Consider the following 24765-nt stretch of genomic DNA (forward strand, 5'->3'; position numbering starts at 1 on the left):
TAATTTTTATTGAGAAAACAGACTGTGAGCGAAACCTCAATCCAAAGATTTCTTAAACCGCATGGAGGCAACCACTAAGCCAAGCAGGGTAAATCCAATCATCCATAGTGTGTCGCGCCACAAATCGATCAGGTCTGCACCTCTGAGAACAATGCCCCGAATCATCCGCATAAAATGTGTCGCGGGTAAAACTTCGGCAATCCACTGCGCGAGCACAGGCATTCCCTCGTAAGGAAAGATGAACCCGGACAGCAAGATCGAAGGCAGTAAGATAAACACGGTCATCTGCATCGCCTGTAGTTGGGTTGTTGCAATCGTTGAAATCATCAATCCCAGCGTCAAACTGGCTGAAATAAATAATAACGTTCCCCACAGAATCTGACTGAATGCCCCGTGAATCGGCACATCAAAAATAACATGGCCCAATCCCAGAATAATACACACCTGAATCAGACCAATAAATATATAAGGAATAATTTTCGCGACCATCAATTCCATCGGGTGAACCGGTGTGGTGATCAATAGCTCCAGATTACCTCGTTCCCGCTCGCGAACAATCGCAGCACTGGTAAACAGAATCATGGTCATGGTGAGAATCACGCCGAGTAATCCGGGAACGATATTGACGGCCGAGCGTCGGCTCGGGTTGTAATAAAGTGCGACATTAAATGTCTGCGCTGGTGCCTGAGCACGATTATTCTGTAGGCCGAGCTCGCTCAATGACATATGCTGTAGTCCCATCACTGCCGAACTGATCATCGTATCGGAACCATCGACAATCCACTGACCCAACACCCGCCCCTGAACCCAACGCTGATCCAAATCTTTCGGCAGAATCATTGCCGCCCGGACAATCCCCCGGTGAATGGCTTGTTCCGCTTCTTTGGCTGTCGCATAGTGCTTGGTGATATCCACAACCTGAGTCACCCGCACCGCTTCAGTCAGCATTCTGCCGGTTACACTTTCACTTAGGTCCACCACCGCAACCGGAACATGACGAACATTGGTATTAATCGCAAAACCAAACAAAATCAATTGAATCAATGGGATCATCACAACCATGCCGAATGTAATCCGATCCCGAGAAAGTTGACGCAACTCTTTTACCATCACGGCTTTCATCCGGTATAAAGAATTCACTGCCGTTTATCCCCGGTAACACTGACAAATACGTCTTCCAGACAGGGGCGCACTACGGCAATTTCTGCATTCACCAATGTCGGCACCTGAGCTTTCAACCACTCGACCGGTGCTGCGACATCTTGTTGAATGAGCACGCGTAGTCGGATCCCTAATTGGGCGGCAGAACGGATTTGAGGCAGCGTCAGTAAATGTTCTTTCAATCCCCGGAGGTTCTCTGCCCGGACTTCCACCACACGCACACCCATGTCACGCATGAGTTGCTCCGGTTCACCGTCGGCGCGAATCCGGCCAGAATCCATAATCGCCAATCGATGACAACGTTCAGCTTCATCCATATAGTGGGATGTGACCAGAATGGTCGTCCCCAGCGCGGAGAGATCAAACAGTTGCTCCCAGAACTCTCGCCGGTTTTCCGGATCGACGGCTGACGTCGGTTCATCCAGAAATAGCAGTTCAGGGTGATGCATGGTTGCAGCGGCCAGAGATAAACGCTGTTTCTGCCCGCCACTCATCCCGCTGACCCGTTGCTTGCGACGCTGATCCAGCCCATAGGTCCGGAGCTGCTCAGTGAGACGCTGTCTGAGCTGCCGGTGACCCATACCGAAAATCTGCCCGATAAACTGCAAGTTTTCTTCGACAGTGAGGTCATCGTAGAGTGAGAATTTTTGTGTCATGTAACCGATTTTCAACCGCAGCCGTTCTGATTCCCGGGGAATATCCAGTCCCAGAACATTCACCTGCCCTGACGTAGGATGCAATAAACCAGTGAGAACCCGAATCGTGGTTGACTTGCCACAACCATTCGGTCCGAGAAAGCCATAAATCGAACCTTTCGGGATCCGTAACCGGACGTCCTCAATTGCAGTAAAATCGCCAAATCGCTTCACAACATTTTCCGCTTCAATTGCATACGTTGTCACGGTCTGAGCCCTTCGAGTTCAACCTGGGCCGGAATGCCGGAAGGCAGCGATTGCGCCGAATCATCCAAATCAATTTCAGCCAGATACATCAACCGAGAGCGTTCTTCCTCCGTTAAAGCGTAGTAAGGGGTAAAAGCGGGTTCATCCGATACGCGACGAACTTTTCCCCGAAAGACCTTTTCGACACCATCGACATGGACATTGACCATCAACCCGGCAGTCACCTGAGTTCGATATCGCGCTGGCACATAAACCCGGGCATAAGGCACCCGATCAGCTTCAATCACGGCAACCGCCTGATTGACCATCACCCGTTCTCCAAGTTGATAAGGCAGGCTATCCAGAACCCCGTCTCGTGTTGCGACAATCGTCAACTCATTCAGTTGGTGCTGTTGTAACATCACACCAGCGGTTGCGGCATCCAGTGCCGCTTTCGCCTGTTCGATATCTTCCAACCGGGAACCTGAGGTCAGTTTAGCAAATGCTTCTCTGGCAGCATTCAACTCAGCTTTGGCTGTATCTCGGTTAGCCAGCGCCCTATCTTTTTCCGACTGGCTGCTAAGTTTCTTTGCGACCAGCTCACGGGTACGCTGATAATTTTTTTCTGCTTCAATAAAACGTGCTTCAGCACGAACGACATCTGCTTGTGCAGTCGCAATGTCTTCCGGACGTTCTCCATTGGTGAGTTTCTGCAAATAGGCTTTTGCTTGCGCCTGTTCAGCGACGGCCAGTGCCAACTGCATCACCTGACGTTGCCGATCGAGTTGCACCAATACCTGCCCTTGGGTCACTGGCGCCCCTTCTCTCACCGGTAAGTCACGGATAATTTCGTTAGCCGTTGCAGTCAGAGTGACTCGATCACGTTCTAAAGTCCCCAAGGCAACGTTATCTTCATCAGTTTGACAAGCGGTAAGCAGAATCATCAGGATGGTATAGTAAATCAGTCGCTGCATTGATGCTTCTCCACAATTTAGATAAGCGTTTTGTCCGTCAGGTGAAAACTTTACAAGCCAGATGAGGGCTTCATCCGCTCAACCAATGCTGCTAAGGATGTTGGTTCGCCAATATAGTAGCCCTGAGCCATATGGCATCCTATCTGGTGTAACAGCTCCAATTGTTCTTTGGATTCTACACCTTCAGCTATGATCGACAAGTTGAGATGCTTTGCCATGGAAATCAACGTTGCAATCACATATCGATCCCGTTCTGAATTCACCAGCGCATGGGTAAATAGTTGATCAATTTTCAAACAACTGATCGGTAAATCTTTCAACCGTCTCAGACAAGAGTAACCAATCCCAAAATCATCAATAGCCACATGAATACCAAGATCTCTTAACTCAGTGATCTTCTGCCGGACATCGTCAAATATGTCACAGATTAATGCCGACTCGGTCAATTCTAAAACAAGCTGATGCGGGGAAAACTCATAGATCGATAATGCCCGCTGAATTTGATAAACAAAATCACTCATCCAAAAATGACGCGATGTGATATTCACCCCCAGCCGCTGATCCGATCGCAAAAAAGATTGCGCATCTTCAAGTGCCTGATATAACGCCCATAAACCGATTTCTTCGATATGACCGGTTTCTTCGGCAATCTGAATCAATTGAATGGTCGGGATCTGCTTTCCATTTAACTCCCAACGGATGAGCGCTTCGTATCCGATGATTTGTTCACTTTCCAGTGATAGCTGTGGCTGATACTCCATATAAAAAGTTTTATTTTGCAGTGCTGTTTTCAGATCAGATTCAAGCTGGTAACGGGCATATAACGTCTCAGCCATACCGGGTGTATAGAGCTCAATTTGTCCCCTTCTGGTGACTTTGGAATGATACATAGCGATATCAGAGGCTTTGAGTAAATCTGTTGTTGTATTACCGTCATAAGGATAAATCGCCACACCGGTACTAAAACGTAAAGACAGCTCATTTTCATCCAAACGATAAGATTCTTCTTGGATTGATTTAATTCGCTCCAGTATAGGCGCAAGCTCATCTTCATCTGCCAATTCGAGTAAAACTAGATATTCATCTCCGCCTAAACGCCCGACAATATCACTTTTACGGATCGAATGACGCAGCCGCTCACCGAATACTTGCAATAACAGATCGCCCTTCGCATGACCATAGGTATCATTGACCATTTTGAAATTATCCAGATCAATAAAGATAACGGCCACCCGACATCCCAACCGTTCGGCCCGGTGTAACATTTGTGTTAAACATTCCAGCGAATAGACTCGGTTTGGCAATTGGCTCACCTGATCGAAAAAAGCTTTATCCGACACTTCATGGAGAAGGTCGCGTAAATCCTGCATCCGACGATAAGCATAGAAAACCCCACCCAGACCAAACCATAAGACAATCAACGTAATCTCGTCCATTTCCCAATGTTCATGTTGGCGACTAAAAAAATAGAGCTGTTCAAACAGATCCACTTTGGTCATCAAAGAGATGAAAGACAATATCAGAGCAATAACACAGATATAGAAAAAGTCTCGTTTTGCACGTTGCCGAATTTCTTTTTCCAGACTGGTCTGCATGTATTTTTGTTTCATGGTGATTTATCATTTTGGAGGAGCACACCCACCTCAAGTGAATCCTGATACCCTTGAGAGACAAATTCGTTCAACACTGGTCAAACCAATGCCACCCTATGTAAAGCGTAGACCAGATTGCCACTTTATTGACAAGGTTATTGAGTAAAGAAAATACTATGCTATTCAAATATCCAGCAATAGTAGATAAAAATATCGTTGTCCTCCCATCAACAGGATCCCCCCCTAATAAGGCTTACCATATAAAATATTGATGAAATGGATTTCATGAAATTATTCCAGCCACCCTCTTTAATAAAAACCAAATAAAACACCATAATTAAAGTTTTAAAAAGGTTAAATTATTAATTCATCACCGACTAAATGGTAAATTCATCTAAAAGTTGCTAGGGTAACAGGATATTTGTAAAGTAGGCTGGGTGAATAAAGTCAGCTCGTCGAAGATCTCGAACCCTGTGTTTCTTTCATTCATTTGGGTATCTATATCATCGACATACGCTTTATAAATACGATCACGGATGTCATCACACAAAATCTGGAGTTTTACATGAATAAAAATAAGATTTCCCGAGCAATGGTACTGGGATTTGGCCTGACTTTGGCCGGCACAACATTACCATCCTATGCAGCACACGTTCCGGAAGGAACAAAACTTGCCCCAGTACAAGAATTGGTCCGGGGAAATGGATCAGAAATCGAAACACTGGATCCGCAGAAGGTGAATGGAGTTCCCGGTGCTAACGTTGACAGAGACTTGTTTGAAGGTTTGGTCAATGAAGATGGCTACGGTAATCTTGTCCCCGGTGTCGCCGACAAATGGGAAACCAAAGATAACAAAACATTTATCTTTCATCTGCGTAAAACCGCACGTTGGTCAAATGGTGACCCCGTCACAGCAGATGATTTCGTTTACGGATGGCAACGTCTTGTCGATCCGGCAATCGCTTCACCTTATGCTGAATATTTGCAGTTAGGCAATGTTGTCAATGCAGAAGATATCGTTGCCGGTAAGAAAGATAAATCGACGCTGGGTATTAAGGCGATCGATACACACACACTTGAAGTCCATCTCGATAAGCCCACCCCCTACTTTGTCAAAATGTTGGTTCACCAATCAACATTCCCGGCACCACGTAAGGTTATTGAACAATGGGGCAGTAAATGGACCCGCCCTGAACACTTTGTCGGCAATGGCGCCTACGTCCCTGAAAAGTGGGTCGTCAACGAGCGTTTAGTGCTCAAACGTAATCCGCTTTACTGGAATGACGCTGAAACCGTCATCAATAAAGTCACTTACCTGCCAATTGAAAGTCAAAACGCAGAAATGAACCGATTCCTCGCTGGTGAAATGGATTCTACCTACGAAATGCCGGTTGAACATTTTAAGCGACTCAAGAAAGAGCACCCGGAATCAGTTTCTGTCACCGGATATCTGTGTAACTACTACTACGATTTCAATATGCGGAAGAAGCCATTTGATGACGTTCGTGTCAGAAAGGCGCTCTCCTATGCAATTGACCGGGATATCATTACCAAGGCCATCATGGGGCAAGGACAGAAACCCGCTTACGCCTTTACACCAGATATTACTGCCGGTTTCACCCCACCGATGCCGGAATATGGTCAGTGGACGCAGAAAGAGCGCAATCAAAAAGCTCGTGAACTCTTAGCGGAAGTAGGTTATGACAAGAGTAACCCATTAACACTGACGCTGATTTACAACACGTCTGACAACCATAAAAAGGTTGCCACTGCGATTCAGTCGATGTGGAAGCAAACCTTGGGTGTGAATGTCAATCTGGAAAATCAGGAATGGAAAACATTCTTGGACAACCGTCGTCAGGGTAACTTCGAAGTCGCTCGCGACGCTTGGTGTGGTGATTATAACGAAGCATCCACCTTCCTCTCTCAAATGCTCTCCAATAACAGCGGTAACTATGCTCACTATCAAAGCAAAGCCTATGACGATGTCATGGAAAAAGCGATGCTGAGCACATCTGACGCTGAACGTGCCGACTACTATGCTCAGGCAGAGAAGTTGATTGCGCAGGATATGCCAGTTGCACCGACTTACCAATATGTGAAAGCGCACTTACTCGCGCCTTATGTCGGTGGCTATCCAATCCATAATGCGGGAGATATTACTTACACTCGGGATATGTATATCAAAGCCAAATAATTGATTCCGAGTCATCCATACAGGGCTGTATGACAGACGTCATACAGCCTTTCATTTCACAGTTGCAATTAAAAATACACAAGAGTGAGTTTATGCTTAAATTCATTGCTAAACGGATATTGGAAGCCATACCGACGCTACTGGTGCTGATCACAATATCGTTTTTTCTCATGCGCTTTGCGCCCGGCAGCCCGTTCTCTTCAGAGCGAGCTGTAGCACCCCAAGTCCTGGCAAATATCAATGCCGAGTATGGGCTGGATAAACCCATCATGGTTCAATACTTCACTTATCTGAAAAATATTTTGCATGGCGATTTTGGTCCGTCTTTTAAATATAAAGATTTCAGTGTCAATGAATTGGTTGGAAAAGCCTTGCCAGTTTCAGCAAAAATCGGGGTAACCGCCTTTGTCTTTACCATCATTCTCGGCGTGACGATTGGCACGATCGCAGCCCTGAAGCAAAACACTTGGCTGGACTATTCATTAATGGCAACAACCATGTTGGGTATCGTTATCCCCTCTTTCGTCTTTGCACCGATACTGATCTTTATCTTTGCCATTAATTTAGAGTGGTTACCGGCCGGGGGCTGGAATGACGGCTCGTTCCAATATATGGCACTGCCCGTTCTCGGTATGTCGTTGCTTTATATTGCAACGTTTGCCCGGATTACCCGAGGCTCAATGATTGAAACCCTCAACAGTAACTTTATCCGCACCGCGAAAGCCAAAGGCCTCAGCTATGGTTACATTGTTGTTCGTCATGCATTAAAGCCAGCGCTGTTACCGGTTGTTTCTTATATGGGCCCCGCTTTTGTCGGCATTATTACCGGTTCGGTGGTCATCGAAACAATCTTTGGCTTACCGGGAATCGGGAAGCTATTCGTGAACGCAGCCTTTAACCGGGATTATTCTCTGGTACTCGGGATTACTATCCTGATTGGATTCTTGTTTATTTTGTTCAACATGATCGTCGATATTCTCCTTGCTTATATCGATCCGAAGATCCGCTACTAGGAGACAAAGACATGATTGGAAATAAAGAGAACATCCAAGCGCTGGAACGATTTAGCGAGCAATTGGAAATTGAAGGAAGAAGCTTATGGCAAGACGCCAGAATGCGCTTTCTGCGCAACAAAGCAGCCATGGTCAGTCTGGTTATTCTGGTTTTAATTACCTTAGCGGTGCTGATTCTGCCTTATACGGCCACTTACAGTTTTGAGGATACCGATTGGTATGCGATGAACGCTGCCCCTTCGGCTGAACATGTGTTCGGCACGGATGCGCTGGGCCGGGATCTGTATGTCCGGACGTTGATTGGTGGTCAGATCTCGCTGGCAGTGGGGATTCTGGGTGCACTGGTTGCCGTGATTATCGGTACCCTCTATGGTGCAACTTCCGGGTATATCGGGGGGCGGGTAGACCGTGTGATGATGCGTCTGCTAGAAATTTTATACGCCATCCCATTTATGTTTTTCGTCATCGTTCTGGTGACCTTCTTTGGGCGTAACATCCTGCTCATCTTTGTGGCTATCGGTGCGATCTCATGGCTGGATATGGCACGGATTGTCCGGGGACAAACCCTGAGCTTACGCAGTAAAGAGTTTATTGAAGCCGCGCATGTTTGTGGTGTCAGCCAGTGGAATATTATCACTCGCCATATCGTTCCGAACGTGCTGGGCATTGTGGTCGTCTATTCGACGCTGCTCATCCCGACGATGATTCTGACTGAATCGTTCCTCTCTTTTCTTGGCCTGGGTGTTCAGGAGCCGCGGACAAGCTGGGGTGCCTTGCTGCAAGAAGGCGCAAATACGATGGATCTGGCAATCTGGCAGCTCGCGTTTCCTGCCGCATTTATGATTGTGACACTATTTTGTTTTAACTATGTTGGCGATGGATTGCGTGATGCACTCGATCCGAAAGACAGATAATCCGGGAGCACTGTATGAACTTACTTGATGTAAAAGATCTACGGGTTGAATTCTCGACACCGGATGGCACCGTAACGGCCGTCAACGATCTGAATTTTTCATTAACACAAGGCGAGACGCTGGGAATTGTCGGTGAATCCGGCTCCGGGAAATCTCAGACGGTGTTTGCCATGATGGGACTACTGGCGAAAAATGGTAAAGTTTCCGGCAGCGCCCGATTTGAAGGCAAAGAAATCCTGAATCTGCCAGAAAAGGCGCTCAACAAAATTCGCGCAGAGCAGATTGCCATGATATTTCAGGATCCGATGACTTCGCTGAATCCCTATATGAAAGTCAGCACACAGCTCATGGAAGTGCTGATGAAGCATAAAGGGATGGGAAAAGCAGAAGCATTTGAAGAATCAATTCGGATGCTGGACGCAGTTAAAATCCCGGAAGCGCGGAAACGTATCACCATGTACCCGCATGAGTTCTCCGGAGGAATGCGCCAACGGGTCATGATCGCCATGGCACTGCTGTGTCGTCCGAAACTGTTGATTGCAGATGAACCGACGACCGCGTTAGATGTGACGGTACAGGCGCAGATTATGGATCTGCTTAACGAACTGAAATCCGAGTTCAACACAGCCATTATCATGATTACCCACGATCTCGGTGTTGTCGCCGGTTCTTGTGAGAAAGTGTTGGTCATGTACGCGGGCAGAACCATGGAATACGGCAGCGTCAACGAGATTTTTTATCAGCCGAGTCACCCTTATGCAGAAGGGCTGCTTCGAGCCATTCCCCGTCTGGATACGGAAGGAGACGTCCTCCCCACCATTCCGGGCAACCCACCCAATCTACTCCGGCTTCCACCCGGCTGTCCTTATCAGGAACGATGCCATCGGGTCACAGAACGCTGTAAACATGAAACACCAGCCCTCACAACGTTTGGCAATCAACGTCAACGGGCCTGTTTTTCTGACTGGGAGACTTGGGAAAAATGAATCAGAAACCCTTACTACTTGATATCAAAGATCTGAAAGTTCATTTCCAGATCGCCTCAAAGTCGGCTTGGCCTTGGTCACCGCCCTCCACACTCAAAGCAGTTGATGGGGTGAATGCCCGCCTTTATGAAGGTGAAACACTGGGAGTGGTCGGTGAGTCCGGTTGCGGTAAATCAACTTTTGCCCGCGCAATTATCGGACTGGTAAATGCAACGGAAGGTGAAGTGCTCTGGCTCGGTCAAGATCTGACCCGGATGAAAGCCGTGCAAAGACGGGAAACCCGTAAAGATATTCAGATGATCTTTCAGGACCCATTGGCATCGCTCAATCCGCGGATGACGATTGGCGACATCATTGCCGAACCACTTCGGACATTTTATCCGGAACTCTCCTCTCTGGAAGTCAAAGATCGGGTCAAAGAGATGATGATGCGCGTCGGGTTACTGCCGAATGTCATTAACCGCTATCCGCATGAATTTTCCGGCGGGCAGTGTCAGCGGATTGGGATTGCCCGAGCCTTAATTCTACGGCCGAAAATGATCATCTGTGACGAGCCCGTTTCAGCCCTGGACGTCTCGATTCAGGCGCAAGTTGTTAACTTGCTCAAAGAGATCCAAAAAGAACTTGGGTTAAGTCTGGTATTTATTGCTCATGACTTATCAGTTGTGAAGCATATTTCTGACCGGGTCATGGTGATGTATCTGGGCAATGTGGTCGAGATTGGTGAAGCAGATAAGCTATTTGCAACCCCAAAGCATCCCTATACGACTGCTTTGATGACGGCGGTGCCGATTCCCGATCCAAATCTGGAACGGCAGAAAAAAATTCAGATGCTGGAAGGGGATCTCCCGTCACCAATCAATCCACCATCAGGCTGTGTGTTCCGCACCCGTTGCCCGAAAGCGCAACCGCAATGTGCTAAGAATAAACCCGTCCTGAGTGGCGACGAACACCATGCGGTAGCCTGCCCTATCGTGCTCTGATTCATCAACGAACACCTGAAGACGGAGAGTTCTCCATCATCGTCTTCAGGTTTCTGTTCACCCATAAAGATACCTCATCAAATCAGCACCACTGCCCTGCCAAATTCAGCAATTTTGTTCAAGTTTTCCTAAGTTGACTTTTCTATCATAAAATAAAAGTGATACGCAGCAAGTTAGGTATTCATATGCGAACAGGCAATCATTTCAAATTTGAAAACAGTACCGCGCTTCAAGGTGTCAAGATACTGACTGCCAGTATGAATGACTTCAGTTATGACAAACATGCGCATGAAGAATACTCTTTGGGTGTGACATTACAGGGCAGACAAGATTTCTTTTGCTGTCGCCGCTTCCATCAAAACCTTCCCGGTGGCGTCATGCTCTTCAATCCTGATGATGTTCATGATGGACACTCTGGCGGTGCAACGGATTTGTCATATGTGATGACTTATATCCACCCTCAGACATTTCATGAGCTTTTTCTCTCACTGGGTGTGAAGCCGAATCACATTGTCCGTGTGGAAGGTGTATTATTTGATGATCTGGTTCTCAAGCAACAGGTTCTGACCTTTGTCCGCATCGTCAACAGCGGTTGCCATTCGAAAATCGAACAGGAATTGGCTCTCTTTCGTTTAGCACATACGCTGGTCACAAAGTCGGGCGCATTACGTGAAGCAATACCGCAACGCCGTCAGGATATATTACTCAACCGGGCCAAATCATTCATTCACAGTCAGTACCAAAATGATTTAGTCATTGATGACATTGCTGCTGTCGCCAATATGTCAAAATACCATTTCATTCGCTTGTTTCGGGCACAGTTTGGAATTACACCTCATCAGTACGTACTCAACTGCCGTATCAACGGGGCACAAAAAGCGCTTGAGTCCGGTCTTCCAGCCTCGACGGTTGCGCAAATGTTTCGTTTTGCGGATGTCAGTCACATGAACCGCCGCTTCAAAAAACTCTATGGTATGACACCGAAACAGTATCAAACGCAACTCAGTCTGATGTCACAGCGCTAACCGACGATATCATCACCCTGATAACATAAAAAGGTCAGTAATCCTATGCTCGAAATATGGACTTATGCTTTGGGGATCATGTATTCCCCCGGCCCGGTGAATCTACTCAGCCTCAATGGCGGTATGCAGGGGCAAACACGCCGTCATTTTGGATTTTTCTGCGGTGTTGCCTGTGCGATGTTCATCCTATTTGTGAGTTTAAGTTATATTGGTAACACGCTCATCAATGATGACATTCTCCCCTACATTGCACTCTGCGGATGCAGTTACATTCTATATCTCGCCTGGCAACTGATGCGCTCGTCCGTGACGCTCAAACAACGCACCTCATTCACGCTCTCATTCAAAAACGGGCTTATAATGCAGCTATTCAACCCCAAAGGGCTAATTGCGACACTGCCAATTGCAACGATTCAATTTCCGGCACAAAACATGACGGGAGGACAGATCATATATTGGTCTGTCGCACTCGCACTGTTTGCCGGATGTGCTCCCGGGAGTTATTCGGTCATTGGCGGGATTGTCGGCAAACACCTTTTGAATGCGCTCTGGTTGCAGCGTGTACAACGACTATTGGCTTTACTCTTAGTTTATACAGCGTTCAGTATCGGGTATGAGCACATCTATAAAGTCTGGTAGACTGTTCTCAAAAACGTCCGAGGCACAAGACGTAATACCGCATATGAAGAATTTGTCGATAGCACCATGAAAAACAGGCTCAGGTGAGCCCGTTAAAAATAGAGATATTTGGCAGAATCTTATAACTCGACGATTAACTTACCTTGGTTATCACCACTAAATAGTAATTTAATCGCATCAGGCGCATTTTCAATACCATGAATTACATGGGTGCGATACTTCAGTTCTCCTTTCATCAGCATCCCGCCTAAAGCCTGACCATAATCAGCAAACCGATCAAAATGATCCGGCATCGTGAACCCCTGAATCGACAGACGGCGTTTAATAATATTCATCCAGCTTGGTCCCGGATCAGGCTGATCTTTATTGTATTCAGCAATCAGACCGCAAACAGCAATACGCCCATGCGCATTCATCCGGGCAAAAATAGGTGCCTGCGCAGTACCACCGGTATTTTCAAAAAACAGATCAATCCCATCCGGTGTGGCTGCTGCCAGTTGTTCAGCAAAGTCCGGATCGTGATAATTCAAGGCGGCATTAAACCCTAACTCTTCGGTAATCCATCGCCCTTTTTCGTCATTACCGACAACCCCGACGACTCGCAATCCAAGGTTCTTCGCCATTTGTCCGACGAGTGAACCAACCGAGCCGGCCGCTGCGGTAATGACTAGAGTTTGCCCTGGCTTTGGTTGTAAAACTTGATACAAACCATGATACGCAGTAACCCCCGGCAGCGAGATAACCGCCAGCACAGCTTCAGCCGGAATCTCTGCCGGGATTTTATTCAGCCCGGTTCCGTTGGAAATCAGGTATTCCTGCATTCCCGTCATCCCCAGCACTCTGGTGCCTTCAGGGTAATCAGGATGTTTGGAAGACACGACCTCCCCCATACCACTGGCACGCATGACCTCTCCCAGTTTTACCGGGGGAATATAACTATTTTCATCTGAACTCATCCAGCCACGCATCGCAGGATCAAGAGACAAATGCGTGACTTTCACCAAAAATTCACCCTCTTGTGGCGTTGGTATTGTTGCTGTTTCTGTTGAAAATAAATCCGCAGTAATCTCCTGCTGAGGTCTGTCAACCAAATGAACCGCCCGATATGTCTGCATATTTTCCTCTCTCATCGAATGCTTTGTTTTCATCATCACGACAACCTGTTCACGTCATATCTCATTGATTTTAGATAGGTCATGACTCAATATGGCATAAATTATGCGCTCTATGTCTTAATCGGCCATTATAATTTCAATAACATCCATTAAATATTATGAATATCTTATATTCAGATATTTAAGCAATGTAATAGTGATATATATGGTGACGAATCTAGCCATTTAAAGGGTGAGGGCATACCGAAAGATAAGAAATACATACATTCTAATTTATAAAGATAAACTGCCACCTGATGTCATCAATGATTCTCATCAGATAACAGTATTCTATTTTTCCTCAGTATTGAACTAATGAAGATTCCATGCATGGTTCAAGCTGAATCGATATAGCTTTGCCGTTGAGTGACGCATACTCAGTCCCCATAGGGGCGTCTCCCATTGAAAGCGATAACTCAATAGAGTCATCATGTTCGGATGTCACTGCAGGTATACCTTCTCCAAATTGTTCAGCTAAATCCTCATCCAGAAACGCAAATGTGATTAAATAGCTTTTTCCGATACAAATATCGCCTGGAACATGACCTAAAAAACATTGAACGATTGAACCATGAATATCAAAAGTGATCTCTTCTCGTGCTTCTGGATTAATATGAATGACTTTAGCTTTATATTTTTTCATGAAGTCTCCGTTATTATATTTTGATAAAACGTATTTAGCATAAGTAAACACTATTAAAAATGTTAAAACGTAGCGCTATACTCCAGATGAAGATAATTGATTATTATCACCATAACATGGAGATTAACTCTAATTTATTTGTTTTTATTCATATATATATGCAGATAAAACAATCAATAAAATTGAATAACCATCCTGATAATACGACGATTTCCCCCATAAGCATAATCGATTTACAGAAAGAGACAATTCATTCTTCCGGCGACACACCGAAATAAACGATGTCCTCACACCATTAAGGCTTTCGGCATCAACAGCCTTCTCTCCCCTCGTGTTACTACCTACTGTTTGAAGTCTATATTCCTTCTCTGACACCGCTGCCAGAGTAACGGCAGGCTCATGGCAGCTTCAGATGATAAAATATCAGTCGATTCAGCAAAAAAGTGGTGTCGACATCAACTTTCTGACAGTATTTGTTCAGTTTGTTGTGGATCAACACCATCCACTATTTGTTTATCGGCTTTGTGGTGTCGGTAGTAGCCCCGGAGGAGTAGCCTTTGGCTTGAAAAATGGCTTACTGGCGGCATGGTCTCTGGAGAACTAAAATGATGACCTATCTACAACCATCGTCCTTTTCAGGTTGATGAAGCAGATGACTTTCTGGCACCACGTTTGGCAAACGACTTTCTTGTCCGTGAGCGCTTTACCGGCTGAGGGAGTGAACGTAAAGAGTCCGGTGGCGGTGCAGTTTTCACTTGTCGCATCAAATGATCAATCTGTTGAGTAAGTGCGTTCATAAATGGCTGATAAGCCTGATTTTTCTCTGCCATATCCTGCAACTGATGTTCCCATTGAGCGGTCATATCCGGATATGTCGATTCTACGGGTAACGCATGAATCAGTCCTCGCCCCGCCGGCGTGCTGCGGATCTGTTTTCCTTCCCGCTGTATGAGTTGACGCTTGATCAGCGTATCAATAATACCGGCACGGGTTGCTTCCGTTCCGAGCCCGTCTGTTTCCCGTAATATTTTTTTCAGTGATTTATCTTCAACAAATCGGGCAATCCCCGTCATCGCGAGCAATAAAGTTGCTTCTGTAAAAGGTCGTGGCGGCTCAGTCTGATGGCTACCAATTTCACCTTCACGACATGTCAAAATAGTTCCTTTTGTCAGCGGAGGAACCGTTTCAAGACCATCTTGGTCATCATCACGAAACCCTGTGACAGTCTTCCAACCGGGCGAAACCATCTGTTTACCTTTGGCAATAAAGGTTCCGCCGGCAATCTCAAATACCAGTTGAGACTCGGCATAGCACGCGGGTGGGTAAAACTGGATCAAATACTGCTTGGCAATGAGTTGATAAACTTTCTGTTCATCGCCTGACAACATCGCAGTCTTCGTTTTCGGTGTCGGGATAATGGCATGGTGTGCATCAACCTTACTATCATTCCACGCTTTGGATTTCAAAGATAAATCTACACCATCAACCGCTTGCTGTAGCGCTGGCGCAATATTTGAGATTGCAGCAGTTACGGCAGCCGACGCCTGCCAATGTTCCGTGGGCAAATAGCGACAATCTGAACGGGGATAAGTGATCAACTTATGCTTTTCATACAGTCCCTGACAGATGTTCAGCACTTGCTGGGCACTCATCCCATATTTTTTCGCTGCATCAATTTGTAAAGCAGAGAGAGAATAAGGCAACGGAGCATTTTGGCGCGTTTGTTTCTGTTCTGAATCCGTGACAGTTGCGGGTTGCCCTTGAATTCGTCTCGCGACGTTTTCAACCAGTGGCCGATGAAGCACGCGCCCTTCATCATCCTGCCACGGGCGACAGGCTTCGCTGGGCTTCCAGCGTGCCCTAATATCAAAAGCTTGATCTGCTGTGTGGTATGGAATCAGGGCATGAAGGGTAAAGTAATCCCGGGGCACAAAGTTCTCAATCGTTTCATCTCGGCGAACCACTAACCCGAGTACCGGTGTCTGAACTCGTCCCACCGAGAGAACCCCTTGATAACCAGACTGTTGCCCTAACAGGGTATACGCTCTCGACATATTCATGCCATATAGCCAATCCGCCCGGGAGCGTGCCAATGCAGAGACAGAGAGCGGTATAAATTCTCGGTTGTGTCTGATTTGTTGTAATGCCCGTTTGACGGCAGACGGATTCAGATCGTTAATCAACAGACGTTCCGTGTCTGCCCGACGCTGTTGGCTGACCCGGCAATACTCCAACACTTCGTCCACCAAAAGCTGCCCCTCACGATCCGGGTCTCCGGCATGAACAATCTGTAGTGGGGATTTGAGCAATTTCTTAATGACGGCCAGTTGCCGTGAAGCAGATTTTCTAGGGCGAAGCTGCCATTGCTGCGGCACAATCGGTAAATCTTCCAGTCGCCATTTCTTATAGCGTTCATCGTAGGCTTCCGGTTCAACCTGTTCTAAAAGATGACCGATACACCATGTGACGATATCGCCATTACCACAACGAATGCACCCATCCTCCTTCTGGTGAGGACGAGGTAAAACCTCGGCAATCGCACGGCCGAGACTCGGTTTTTCAGCAATAAATAAACGAGGCATAAAATACTAAGGCCACAAAAATTTGTGGCCTTAACATAACAGGATCAACTGTAAATTTATACAGCTTACTCTTCTTTTTCTGCGCGCGCTGCAGCTTCTTTAATCAGAGGTTGCAGTTCACCTTTCTGGAACATTTCCAGAATGATGTCACAACCACCAACCAGTTCACCTTCTATCCATAGTTGAGGAAAAGTCGGCCACTGGGCATAAACTGGTAACTCTGCACGGATATCCGGATTCTGGAGAATATCCACATAAGCAAATTTTTCTCCACAAGCCATCAATGCCTGTGCTGCCTGAGATGAAAAACCACAACTAGGTAGCTTAGGTGAACCTTTCATATAAAGCAGAATTGGATTGTCAGAAATCTGCTTTTTAATTTTATCGATTGTTTCCATGATGTCCTCGTCAGAGCATTTAAAAATATCGGCTATTCTAAATCATTAACTGAGAATAAAAAGCCTATTATTAGTATGGTCTCTTTCGTTGAGGATACAACGCTGTCCTGTTATGTTGACAAATTAGTGCTTTAAATAAAGTAAAAACTTGCTAAAATAGAATCAAGTCAGTCGTTTTGACGAACATCAAAAGAAAATAACTCTGGAAGCTAACTGAAAGAGCATCCTCTTTCAAACACAATGGAGAACTGAGCAATGTCATTTGAACTACCCGCTCTTCCTTATGCAAAAGATGCATTGGAACCTCATATTTCAGCAGAAACACTCGACTACCATCATGGTAAACACCACAACACATATGTGGTTAAGCTGAATGGCCTGATCCCAGGTACTGAATTCGAAAACAAGTCACTTGAAGAGATCATCAAAACTTCATCTGGCGGCATTTTCAATAACGCGGCTCAGATTTGGAACCACACATTCTACTGGCACTGCCTGTCACCAAACGGTGGCGGTGAACCAACTGGCGCCGTTGCTGATGCAATCAATCAGGCGTTTGGTTCTTTCGAAGATTTCAAAGCAAAATTTACTGATTCTGCCATCAACAACTTTGGTTCATCATGGACTTGGTTGGTGAAAAAAGCCGACGGCTCTCTGGATATTGTCAATACATCCAACGCAGCAACACCACTGACTGAAGCTGGTGTAACACCGCTACTGACCGTTGACCTGTGGGAACACGCCTACTACATCGATTACCGTAATGTTCGTCCTGATTACATGAGTGCTTTCTGGGCATTGGTTAACTGGGAATTCGTTACTGAAAATCTGGCAAAATAATTCGGTTATCCCGAATCTTTCAGAATCGTGAAATCATCCCCTGTCTCGGCAGGGGATTTTTTTATATAAAATTCAACCAGAATGACATTAAAGTCGACGCTTTAACTGCCGATATGTAAGCATCAGACGGAGAAGATGATGCTACAGCAAACCACCGAAATCCAACATACACTGGATAAAGCAAACCTGATTAACGAACTGCAATGCGGACAGAGCGTGAATCAGGCAGTTGCACAAAATCGACGCGCCGATTTTGCATTGCTGCTTGCCATGCTCTCCAACGACATGCGTGAAAACACGGCAACAGAAGTGATTGATCCCATTCATCATACCGACGGTGAATTGCGCAAACACTTTGCTCTGGCATCACCGCAATCCTTACGATCCGATCAGCAAACCTATGCATCAGGGGCTCAAATCGCTTTACAATTTCATCAAGGGGGGATACGTTCGGCAAAACTTCAGCATTATCTACGCCCGGATGCTTTGTCTTATTTCCCCGAGCATACCCATCAACTGGAAGAATCGGTTTATCACAACCTCTCCGGTCACCAGCGTCGCCAGCTGGAAGGCAAAACACCACCACAATCTTTAAACTACGAACTTTATAATCAATTGGTTACTAACCGGAGATTGTCTCAAATTCAAGCTCAGGCCTAACTGTTTCTCTGCAATCACACAGTGACACCCCGATGGTTGTGTGAATTACCCCCCAAAACAGCCCACATACTACAGCTTAAAATATATTCTTTGACTCTTTTCACATCCTTACCTGATGGGTTCAACCATGCTAATCAGACATAAATAAAAATAATGACCCACAGGAAAACGCCAGTCATGCATATCAAGGATTCAATTATTCTCATCACTTCATCAGCAACTATGTTGGGGAGTGCATTAGCTGAGCGCTTCGCTCAACTGGGTGCGAAAATAGTCCTGACAGATACCCATCAACAAGAGCTGCTGATGACTTATACGAGAATCCGAGAGCTTTCAGCCAGTACCAGTTATTTCTTTCTACCGGATTACACACCCGGCTCAATCGAAGCATTACTGAATTTTATTGCCGAGAAATATCATGAAGGCCCGGACATATTAGTGAATCACTGGCCCAATACTCCATTACCCTCAGTGACTGATGAACAACCTCTGGAGATGTTTACCAACAACCTGACGATTATGGCTTCGACGATTTTTTCATTTGGCCAGATGAGTGCTGAACGTATGAGACGTGATAAAAAAGAAGGTGTCATCGTCAATATCATTTCGAATACCGATCAAGAGACGCTCAAAGGTTTTGAAAACTCGGCATCAATGGTCACTGGATTTACCCAAAGCTGGGCAAAAGAACTCACACCATTCAATATACGGGTCGGGGCGGTTATCCCCGTTTTAGAAGCAGCCGATGGCGAATCACGACCGACACCAGTGTTGTTAGATGAACTGATTCGAAATACAGAATATATTGTAGAAAACGAGTACTTTAGCGGAAGAACCATGTCGGCTTAAATCGGCCGACATCAGAATACAGACCAGATTATCGCGTTTATTCGCTTATATATTGGTCAAATAATTCTTCCTGCTCCGGATCGTAGGTCTCTTTTTTCTCAATTTCAGCTTTGAAATCCTGATGTTGCAAATAGATGTCTCGGGTCAACGCATAAGGATCTGGTGAATTTTCCAACATTGACTCCTGACTCACCAATGCGGCTCGGTTTTCCATCCCCTCAAAAATAAATTTTGAAACACTTCCCCAGAGATTCAAGTAAGAAAGCGGAGCATAGGTTTCATCGACTAAATCAGTCACAGCACGGGGTGTATAAGGTCCGACAGCTGGCACCATCAGATAAGGGCCATTCCCGACACCGTAATGACCTAGGGCATCCCCAAAACCTTTTTGATCGGCTTTGGTAATCCCGGCTTCAGATGCAATATCAATTAAACCGAACAATCCGAAAGTTGTATTCAACCAGAAGCGGTTAAAGTGATCCAACGCTTGATGCCCATTCCCCATGAGCAAGTTATTTACCATACTGGACGGTTCATCAAGGTTTGAGAAAAAATTCGCAATAGCACGACGAATCGGATTGGGTACATGGTCCACATAAGCGAGAGAAACGGGTCTGAGCACGTATGGATCAAGATAATCATAATTCAGAGTCCAGAAACTGCGATTAACACCTTCAAGCGGGTCATTTACCGATGCATTAGGGTTATTTGGATCATCGTGATCCGTTGTGCTACATCCAACCAAAACTAATATAATCAAACCTAGACAAAGCCGTTTGATACGGTCATTCATTTTATTTTTTCCGTTTTCTTTCTTGACTCAGATACGAGCGAACAATCCGGCAAAGCAAATGCACCTTATGACCGATCACTCAAAACCCGCTCAGTATATTCATATCGTTTATCAATAACAACTTCAACCGACGTACAAGATAGACCGATCCGTTTGTTGATAAAAAATATTTCGAATGTCACTACGTTACGCTCTGAATCAATTCGAATGATTCAGCATATCTCCGGAGAAATTTAGCACATTTTTGTCATCGGAACCGGAAAAGTTCGCACTAGGAATTCATAACAACAGCGGAAAAATCGTGTGTCCACTCACTGGCATTTGTACCTGAGCAGAAAGAATAAAAAATTCGATAGATCCCATTTTTCAGACAAATTTTTATGCTTGTCCATATTTTCAACCAAGAGTAAAAAGGAAGTCCGCAGACTTCCTTTTTATGATTGACTATACATTTTTCTTTTTCGGCGGAACCTTCCGCTTGACAGGCCCACCTTCTGGACGCGCCCCCAACGGTGGCACTTTTTCCTCTCCGGAAAGTTTTTTCTGTAGTGAAAGCATCAATTCTGCCTCAGCTTTAGGCAATTCGCACTCTTCTATCAATTCATTGATATCAGCGCCAAGCTGCACCATTTTAGAGGCTCGGGTGTAAAGCCGGGCATCGCTGTCTTGCTGTTCCAACTCTTTAATGCGCTCATCCTGATGCAGGATAATTTGCTCCTGCTCGGAGATTTTTTGCCCCAGACCGACGACCACAGAACGTAGTTCAACAAGCTGTTTATTCGCCTTTTGCAGCGACTTATCTAATAATCTTGACTCCTGACGACGCATCTCAGACTGCTTTAAAATTAGACGTCTTAAACGATATATTGTCAGGAGCAACAAGAAAACAACAAAAACAGCTCCCCCGAGCAATACGGGAAAGCTCAATAAAATGTCACGATACATTATAAGTGAGCCACTTCATCCCACTCGTCATCATTCAAAAGCTTATTCAGATCAACCAGAATCAACAGTTTGCCTTCCCGATTGCTGACACCTTGAATGAATTTAGAGCTTTCATCTGTTCCAACACTTGGTGTGGTGTCAATTTCAGAGGTTCGCAAATAAACGACTTCTGCGACACTATCAACCAAAATACCAATAACTTGACGTTCAGACTCAATCACAATAATCCGAGTATTGTCGGTCACTTCACCGTCGATCAAACCAAAACGAGAACGGGTATCAATAACCGTCACCACATTTCCCCGCAGGTTGATAATCCCCAGCACATAATCAGGTGCTCCGGGAACAGGGGCGATCTCAGTATAACGAAGGACTTCCCGAACTTGCATCACATTAATGCCGTAAGTTTCTTCCTCTAACTGGAACGTCACCCACTGAAGCACTTCATCATTAGACTTATCTTTTTTCACTTCTACTTCATTTGTATGAGACATACCTTATCCTCTCTAAGTCGAATCCGACACTAATGTTTTCGGTAAATCTAATCATTATCGAGTGCTTTAACATCTAATCCGGCCTTTAACATGGCGGTTAATGCTTCAACATGAATCAAAGCACACATTTTCTCTTTTACCATTCCGGCAAGCCAAGGGCGCTTTCCAGCCCGTTCACGCCAACGAACCTTTTCAGGATTCAATGATTCGGTTCCTCTCAATTGATCACACGCGAGCCCCCAAGAACTGTCACCAAGCATTACGATATATTGATAGGATTCCTTATAATCATCATTTTTTAACTTTTCTGCCATCACCCAACGGGCTGTATCGACCACATCCAATTGCTGATCACGATTGGTCTGTAAGCCGAGATACCATCGGGGCCTACCAATTAAATGGCTAACTTTTTCAAGACGATGGATACCACCTAATTCATCCAACGGCACAGCAAATAGAATTTCATTAACTTCAAAATACAACACCTGAAAATTTTCAGCCCGTTCGGTACTATGCCAGGTAATATCTCCAACCGTGCCGCCAACCTGAGTCTGAGGTTCAGGCTGAATGTCCGACTGCTGTTCAATATTTTCCTGAACATCTTCCACTTGAGCGGTCTGAACTATCATCTCAGGTTCAGGCTCAACAGTCAGAGGCTCACTGATAACTTCTACTGCCGCAATCTCATCTTCCAATACATCATCCGATGCGATTTCAACATCAGATGGTGTTGCAACTTCGATCACCTCTTCAGATTGAAGGTCAATATCCCAGTCCTGTATCTCATCTGCTTCGACACGTACGTCTTGGTAAGCAAAGATTTCCTGAGTATTTTTATCCAACAATGCTGCAATATCTTCAATTTCATCAACTGGATTTGATGATTCCAGCTGATTCAAGAGTCGCTGCACATCCTCAAGATTCGGAAACAGCGCTTCATCTTGATGAGTTTCAGAGGTTTCAGTAACACTAACACGCTGTGCCTGTAATTGTGGTACAACTTCAGATTCTTGCGAAACTTGTGCGTTTTTTTCTTGAACCAGCTCTAACTCCTCTGCCTCTTCGTCTAGCAAAGCAGCAAAGTAATCGTCTAGAGCTTGTTCACTCGATAACGCGACATCACGATTCATTAATCGCCAACCTCTCTAAGTAGATAAGCAATTGTTTGTATGCAAAGACCCCCCGACTCCCTTCAGCAAAGTGAGACGCAGGCAGACGTTTCAGACTCGCATCTCTGAACTTGGTATCAATCGGTACGGCAGACGTCCAGACTTGATCCGGATAATCTTTCTTCAATTGGGTTAATGTCTGCAGAGAGGCTCTTGTTCTTTTGTCATACATAGTCGGAACAATCGTTACTTTGAACTCCCGGCTTCGTGACTTTTGCATGATACTGAGCGTCCGCACCATTCGTTCCAAGCCTTTCATCGCCAGAAACTCAGTCTGAACCGGAATCAAAATTCGGTCGCTGGCCGCCAGAGCATTGACCATCATAACGCCCAAAATAGGCGGACAATCGATTAATACATAATCGTATTGATGACGAAGCGCCAGCAATGCTTTTTTTAGAATCAATCCCATCCCACTTCGGTTACCCATCACACGATCCAGCGTTGCCAGAGACATATGAGCCGGGATCAGATCCATGCCTTCAATATCGGTCTTAATCACCAGAGGACGTACTGAACTTTCGTCCAAAGATGGCAACTGGAACAGGTCGAATAAACTTGACTCAACATGATCAGAATCATAACCGAGATAAGTCGTCAGTGAAGCATGTGGGTCGGTATCCACCAGAAGCACCCGATGACCTTTTTTGCATAACAGACCCGCCAACGTAATGGTTGTCGTTGTTTTTCCTACTCCACCTTTCTGATTGGCAATACTCCAAACAATCATCGGTTTTCCTTATGCAAGACCCACTTCTACCAAAATACGCTCAGCGATACGTTCCAAAGGCAAACTTTCAGACGATATTCCCGCTTTAGCGACAGCCTGAGGCATACCATACACAACACAACTCTCTTCGTCTTGTGCCCAAATCGTTGCCCCAGCTTGCTTCAACATCCGCGCACCTTCCCGACCATCTGCCCCCATGCCGGTCAATACGATTGAAAGAACTTTATCTGCATAAACCTTTGATGCGGAACCAAATGTCACATCAACACAAGGTTTATAATTCATGCGTTCACCACCATCGAGAATACGAATTTTGGCAGCACCTGCCCGACCTTCCACCATCATCTGTTTACCACCGGGCGCCAAGTAAGCAACCCCTGGTTGTAATACATCACCATCAGCCGCTTCTTTAACCGATATCTGACACAAAGAGTCAAGGCGACTGGCAAAAGCAGCAGTAAATGTCGCTGGCATATGTTGGATCAACAAAATAGGATGGGGATAATTCGCTGGTAACTTCACCAGTATTTTTTGCAGAGCAACCGGACCTCCGGTTGATGTTCCGATGGCGGTCAATTGATATCGTTTACCACTGGCTTTAAAACGAACCGGTACCGAGCTGACACTGCCGCCCAAAGGACGAGTCACTCGCCCTGTCGGCGACGTCTGAGCCGGAGATGAATTGGTGGTATTCGAACGAGAAGAAAGCGGATATGTGCGACGAAGATAAGCTTTCTTCCGCGCAATCTCTAAAACACGCTGTTGCAATAACGTCACCGCTTCATCACGGTTACGGGCAATGTCCTCAAATTTCTTGGGCAGAAAATCCATCGCGCCAGCATCGAGTGCATCCAGCGTTGCTTTCGCACCATCATGAGTAAGGGAAGAGAACATCAATATTGGCGTCGGATTATCTGCCATTATTTCTCTCACAGCAGAGATACCATCTAACACTGGCATCTCAACATCCATCGTAATGACGTCTGGATTTAAGCTTTTTGCCTTTTCAACGGCTTCACGGCCATTGATTGCGACGTCAATGACTTCTAAACGCGATTCCGAGTTAATGATTTCACTAACACGACGTCTGAAAAAACTGGAGTCATCAACCACTAAAACTCTTATCGCCATATTTTCCCTTAT

General features: G+C 45.6%; 25 protein-coding genes. 11 read left to right on the top strand and 14 right to left on the bottom strand.

The genetic code is table 11. The features are described 5' to 3' along the window. Positions 1–36 precede the first annotated feature (36 nt). Genes AC55NX_RS00095 through AC55NX_RS00110 form a run of 4 tightly spaced genes read right to left on the bottom strand, consistent with a single transcriptional unit; the run spans position 37 to position 4626 of the window. Positions 37–1140: an ABC transporter permease gene (locus AC55NX_RS00095; protein WP_496993920.1), complete on the bottom strand. Its 1104-nt coding sequence runs from the start codon at positions 1138–1140 to the stop codon at positions 37–39. Then, positions 1137–2063, bottom strand: coding sequence for an ABC transporter ATP-binding protein (locus AC55NX_RS00100; protein ID WP_496993921.1), 927 nt, complete (start codon positions 2061–2063; stop codon positions 1137–1139). The genes AC55NX_RS00095 and AC55NX_RS00100 overlap by 4 nt, the downstream gene beginning before the upstream one ends. Then, on the bottom strand, positions 2060–3016 hold the full coding sequence (locus AC55NX_RS00105; RefSeq protein WP_496993922.1) for an HlyD family secretion protein: 957 nt from the start codon (positions 3014–3016) through the stop codon (positions 2060–2062). Before AC55NX_RS00105 ends, AC55NX_RS00100 begins: the two co-directional genes overlap by 4 nt. A 50-nt stretch (positions 3017–3066) precedes the next feature. Continuing rightward, entirely contained in the window at positions 3067–4626 is a 1560-nt protein-coding gene (locus tag AC55NX_RS00110) for a putative bifunctional diguanylate cyclase/phosphodiesterase (protein WP_496993923.1), read from the bottom strand. Positions 4627–5173: 547 nt separating this feature from the next. Here AC55NX_RS00110 and AC55NX_RS00115 point away from each other — a divergent pair. From AC55NX_RS00115 to AC55NX_RS00145, 7 genes are all read left to right on the top strand, one after another. Further along, positions 5174–6805: an ABC transporter substrate-binding protein gene (locus AC55NX_RS00115; RefSeq protein WP_496993924.1), complete on the top strand. Its 1632-nt coding sequence runs from the start codon at positions 5174–5176 to the stop codon at positions 6803–6805. Positions 6806–6897: 92 nt separating this feature from the next. Beyond that, the gene (gene oppB / locus AC55NX_RS00120) at positions 6898–7818 is read left to right on the top strand and encodes an oligopeptide ABC transporter permease OppB (RefSeq protein ID WP_059121225.1); all 921 of its coding nucleotides are present in this window, start codon (positions 6898–6900) and stop codon (positions 7816–7818) included. Positions 7819–7829: 11 nt separating this feature from the next. Then, complete coding sequence (oppC, locus tag AC55NX_RS00125) at positions 7830–8732, top strand: oligopeptide ABC transporter permease OppC (protein ID WP_496993925.1); 903 nt, start codon at positions 7830–7832, stop codon at positions 8730–8732. 14 nt (positions 8733–8746) lie between these two features. Next, positions 8747–9718: an ABC transporter ATP-binding protein gene (locus AC55NX_RS00130; RefSeq protein WP_496993926.1), complete on the top strand. Its 972-nt coding sequence runs from the start codon at positions 8747–8749 to the stop codon at positions 9716–9718. Next, on the top strand, positions 9715–10701 hold the full coding sequence (oppF, locus tag AC55NX_RS00135) for a murein tripeptide/oligopeptide ABC transporter ATP binding protein OppF (RefSeq protein WP_496993927.1): 987 nt from the start codon (positions 9715–9717) through the stop codon (positions 10699–10701). Before AC55NX_RS00130 ends, oppF begins: the two co-directional genes overlap by 4 nt. A gap of 185 nt (positions 10702–10886) precedes the next feature. Continuing rightward, positions 10887–11726 carry an AraC family transcriptional regulator gene (locus AC55NX_RS00140; protein WP_496993928.1) on the top strand — a complete coding sequence of 280 codons (840 nt, stop codon included), beginning with the start codon at positions 10887–10889 and terminating at the stop codon, positions 11724–11726. A gap of 45 nt (positions 11727–11771) precedes the next feature. Continuing rightward, complete coding sequence (locus AC55NX_RS00145; RefSeq protein ID WP_496993929.1) at positions 11772–12365, top strand: LysE family translocator; 594 nt, start codon at positions 11772–11774, stop codon at positions 12363–12365. A 119-nt stretch (positions 12366–12484) separates the two neighbouring features. Here the strand turns inward: AC55NX_RS00145 and AC55NX_RS00150 are convergent, their stop codons facing one another. After that, positions 12485–13516 (bottom strand): NADP-dependent oxidoreductase, encoded by a 1032-nt coding sequence (locus tag AC55NX_RS00150; protein WP_496993930.1) that lies wholly within the window; start codon positions 13514–13516, stop codon positions 12485–12487. A gap of 304 nt (positions 13517–13820) precedes the next feature. Next, entirely contained in the window at positions 13821–14162 is a 342-nt protein-coding gene (locus tag AC55NX_RS00155; protein ID WP_496993931.1) for a UCP019853 family protein, read from the bottom strand. A gap of 412 nt (positions 14163–14574) precedes the next feature. Between AC55NX_RS00155 and AC55NX_RS00160 the strand changes: the two genes are divergently transcribed. After that, positions 14575–14766, top strand: coding sequence for a hypothetical protein (locus AC55NX_RS00160; protein WP_496994256.1), 192 nt, complete (start codon positions 14575–14577; stop codon positions 14764–14766). A gap of 31 nt (positions 14767–14797) precedes the next feature. On the opposite strand, the gene AC55NX_RS00165 is transcribed toward AC55NX_RS00160, so the two are convergent. Together AC55NX_RS00165 and AC55NX_RS00170 are read right to left on the bottom strand one after the other, a co-directional pair. Then, complete coding sequence (locus AC55NX_RS00165; protein ID WP_496993932.1) at positions 14798–16744, bottom strand: DNA topoisomerase III; 1947 nt, start codon at positions 16742–16744, stop codon at positions 14798–14800. A gap of 65 nt (positions 16745–16809) precedes the next feature. Beyond that, a complete protein-coding gene (locus tag AC55NX_RS00170) occupies positions 16810–17142 on the bottom strand; it encodes a Grx4 family monothiol glutaredoxin (RefSeq protein WP_077333778.1) in 333 nt (110 codons plus the stop codon). Between the two features lie 255 nt (positions 17143–17397). Between AC55NX_RS00170 and sodB the strand changes: the two genes are divergently transcribed. The 3 genes from sodB (at position 17398) to AC55NX_RS00185 (ending at position 19491) form a co-directional block, all read left to right on the top strand. After that, on the top strand, positions 17398–17982 hold the full coding sequence (gene sodB, locus AC55NX_RS00175; RefSeq protein ID WP_496993933.1) for a superoxide dismutase [Fe]: 585 nt from the start codon (positions 17398–17400) through the stop codon (positions 17980–17982). 135 nt (positions 17983–18117) lie between these two features. Beyond that, entirely contained in the window at positions 18118–18642 is a 525-nt protein-coding gene (locus AC55NX_RS00180; RefSeq protein WP_496993934.1) for a VC2046/SO_2500 family protein, read from the top strand. A 177-nt stretch (positions 18643–18819) separates the two neighbouring features. After that, positions 18820–19491, top strand: a complete 672-nt coding sequence (locus AC55NX_RS00185; protein WP_496993935.1) for an SDR family oxidoreductase — start codon at positions 18820–18822, stop codon at positions 19489–19491. 37 nt (positions 19492–19528) lie between these two features. Here the strand turns inward: AC55NX_RS00185 and AC55NX_RS00190 are convergent, their stop codons facing one another. From AC55NX_RS00190 to AC55NX_RS00215, 6 genes are all read right to left on the bottom strand, one after another. Beyond that, positions 19529–20284, bottom strand: a complete 756-nt coding sequence (locus AC55NX_RS00190; RefSeq protein WP_496993936.1) for an MlaA family lipoprotein — start codon at positions 20282–20284, stop codon at positions 19529–19531. A 444-nt stretch (positions 20285–20728) separates the two neighbouring features. Continuing rightward, entirely contained in the window at positions 20729–21229 is a 501-nt protein-coding gene (locus AC55NX_RS00195) for a DUF2802 domain-containing protein (protein WP_496993937.1), read from the bottom strand. Then, complete coding sequence (locus tag AC55NX_RS00200) at positions 21229–21723, bottom strand: chemotaxis protein CheW (RefSeq protein WP_021018794.1); 495 nt, start codon at positions 21721–21723, stop codon at positions 21229–21231. Before AC55NX_RS00200 ends, AC55NX_RS00195 begins: the two co-directional genes overlap by 1 nt. 47 nt (positions 21724–21770) lie before the next feature. Then, positions 21771–22853 carry a chemotaxis protein CheW gene (locus AC55NX_RS00205; RefSeq protein WP_496993938.1) on the bottom strand — a complete coding sequence of 361 codons (1083 nt, stop codon included), beginning with the start codon at positions 22851–22853 and terminating at the stop codon, positions 21771–21773. After that, the gene (locus tag AC55NX_RS00210; RefSeq protein WP_496993939.1) at positions 22843–23622 is read right to left on the bottom strand and encodes a ParA family protein; all 780 of its coding nucleotides are present in this window, start codon (positions 23620–23622) and stop codon (positions 22843–22845) included. Before AC55NX_RS00210 ends, AC55NX_RS00205 begins: the two co-directional genes overlap by 11 nt. Positions 23623–23631: 9 nt before the next feature. Next, on the bottom strand, positions 23632–24753 hold the full coding sequence (locus AC55NX_RS00215) for a protein-glutamate methylesterase/protein-glutamine glutaminase (RefSeq protein WP_496993940.1): 1122 nt from the start codon (positions 24751–24753) through the stop codon (positions 23632–23634). Positions 24754–24765 lie beyond the last annotated feature (12 nt).

It is taken from the genome of Vibrio rubrogenes, assembly GCF_059641415.1.

Coding starts and splice junctions, on each gene's coding strand:
- AC55NX_RS00105 (WP_496993922.1), bottom strand. CDS start 3,016: ATGCAGCGACTGATTTACTATACCATCCTGATGATTCTGCTTACCGCT.
- AC55NX_RS00110 (WP_496993923.1), bottom strand. CDS start 4,626: ATGAAACAAAAATACATGCAGACCAGTCTGGAAAAAGAAATTCGGCAA.
- AC55NX_RS00115 (WP_496993924.1), top strand. CDS start 5,174: ATGAATAAAAATAAGATTTCCCGAGCAATGGTACTGGGATTTGGCCTG.
- oppB (WP_059121225.1), top strand. CDS start 6,898: ATGCTTAAATTCATTGCTAAACGGATATTGGAAGCCATACCGACGCTA.
- oppC (WP_496993925.1), top strand. CDS start 7,830: ATGATTGGAAATAAAGAGAACATCCAAGCGCTGGAACGATTTAGCGAG.
- AC55NX_RS00130 (WP_496993926.1), top strand. CDS start 8,747: ATGAACTTACTTGATGTAAAAGATCTACGGGTTGAATTCTCGACACCG.
- oppF (WP_496993927.1), top strand. CDS start 9,715: ATGAATCAGAAACCCTTACTACTTGATATCAAAGATCTGAAAGTTCAT.
- AC55NX_RS00140 (WP_496993928.1), top strand. CDS start 10,887: ATGCGAACAGGCAATCATTTCAAATTTGAAAACAGTACCGCGCTTCAA.
- AC55NX_RS00145 (WP_496993929.1), top strand. CDS start 11,772: ATGCTCGAAATATGGACTTATGCTTTGGGGATCATGTATTCCCCCGGC.
- AC55NX_RS00150 (WP_496993930.1), bottom strand. CDS start 13,516: ATGATGAAAACAAAGCATTCGATGAGAGAGGAAAATATGCAGACATAT.
- AC55NX_RS00155 (WP_496993931.1), bottom strand. CDS start 14,162: ATGAAAAAATATAAAGCTAAAGTCATTCATATTAATCCAGAAGCACGA.
- AC55NX_RS00160 (WP_496994256.1), top strand. CDS start 14,575: ATGATAAAATATCAGTCGATTCAGCAAAAAAGTGGTGTCGACATCAAC.
- AC55NX_RS00165 (WP_496993932.1), bottom strand. CDS start 16,744: ATGCCTCGTTTATTTATTGCTGAAAAACCGAGTCTCGGCCGTGCGATT.
- AC55NX_RS00170 (WP_077333778.1), bottom strand. CDS start 17,142: ATGGAAACAATCGATAAAATTAAAAAGCAGATTTCTGACAATCCAATT.
- sodB (WP_496993933.1), top strand. CDS start 17,398: ATGTCATTTGAACTACCCGCTCTTCCTTATGCAAAAGATGCATTGGAA.
- AC55NX_RS00180 (WP_496993934.1), top strand. CDS start 18,118: ATGATGCTACAGCAAACCACCGAAATCCAACATACACTGGATAAAGCA.
- AC55NX_RS00185 (WP_496993935.1), top strand. CDS start 18,820: ATGCATATCAAGGATTCAATTATTCTCATCACTTCATCAGCAACTATG.
- AC55NX_RS00190 (WP_496993936.1), bottom strand. CDS start 20,284: ATGAATGACCGTATCAAACGGCTTTGTCTAGGTTTGATTATATTAGTT.
- AC55NX_RS00195 (WP_496993937.1), bottom strand. CDS start 21,229: ATGTATCGTGACATTTTATTGAGCTTTCCCGTATTGCTCGGGGGAGCT.
- AC55NX_RS00200 (WP_021018794.1), bottom strand. CDS start 21,723: ATGTCTCATACAAATGAAGTAGAAGTGAAAAAAGATAAGTCTAATGAT.
- AC55NX_RS00205 (WP_496993938.1), bottom strand. CDS start 22,853: ATGAATCGTGATGTCGCGTTATCGAGTGAACAAGCTCTAGACGATTAC.
- AC55NX_RS00210 (WP_496993939.1), bottom strand. CDS start 23,622: ATGATTGTTTGGAGTATTGCCAATCAGAAAGGTGGAGTAGGAAAAACA.
- AC55NX_RS00215 (WP_496993940.1), bottom strand. CDS start 24,753: ATGGCGATAAGAGTTTTAGTGGTTGATGACTCCAGTTTTTTCAGACGT.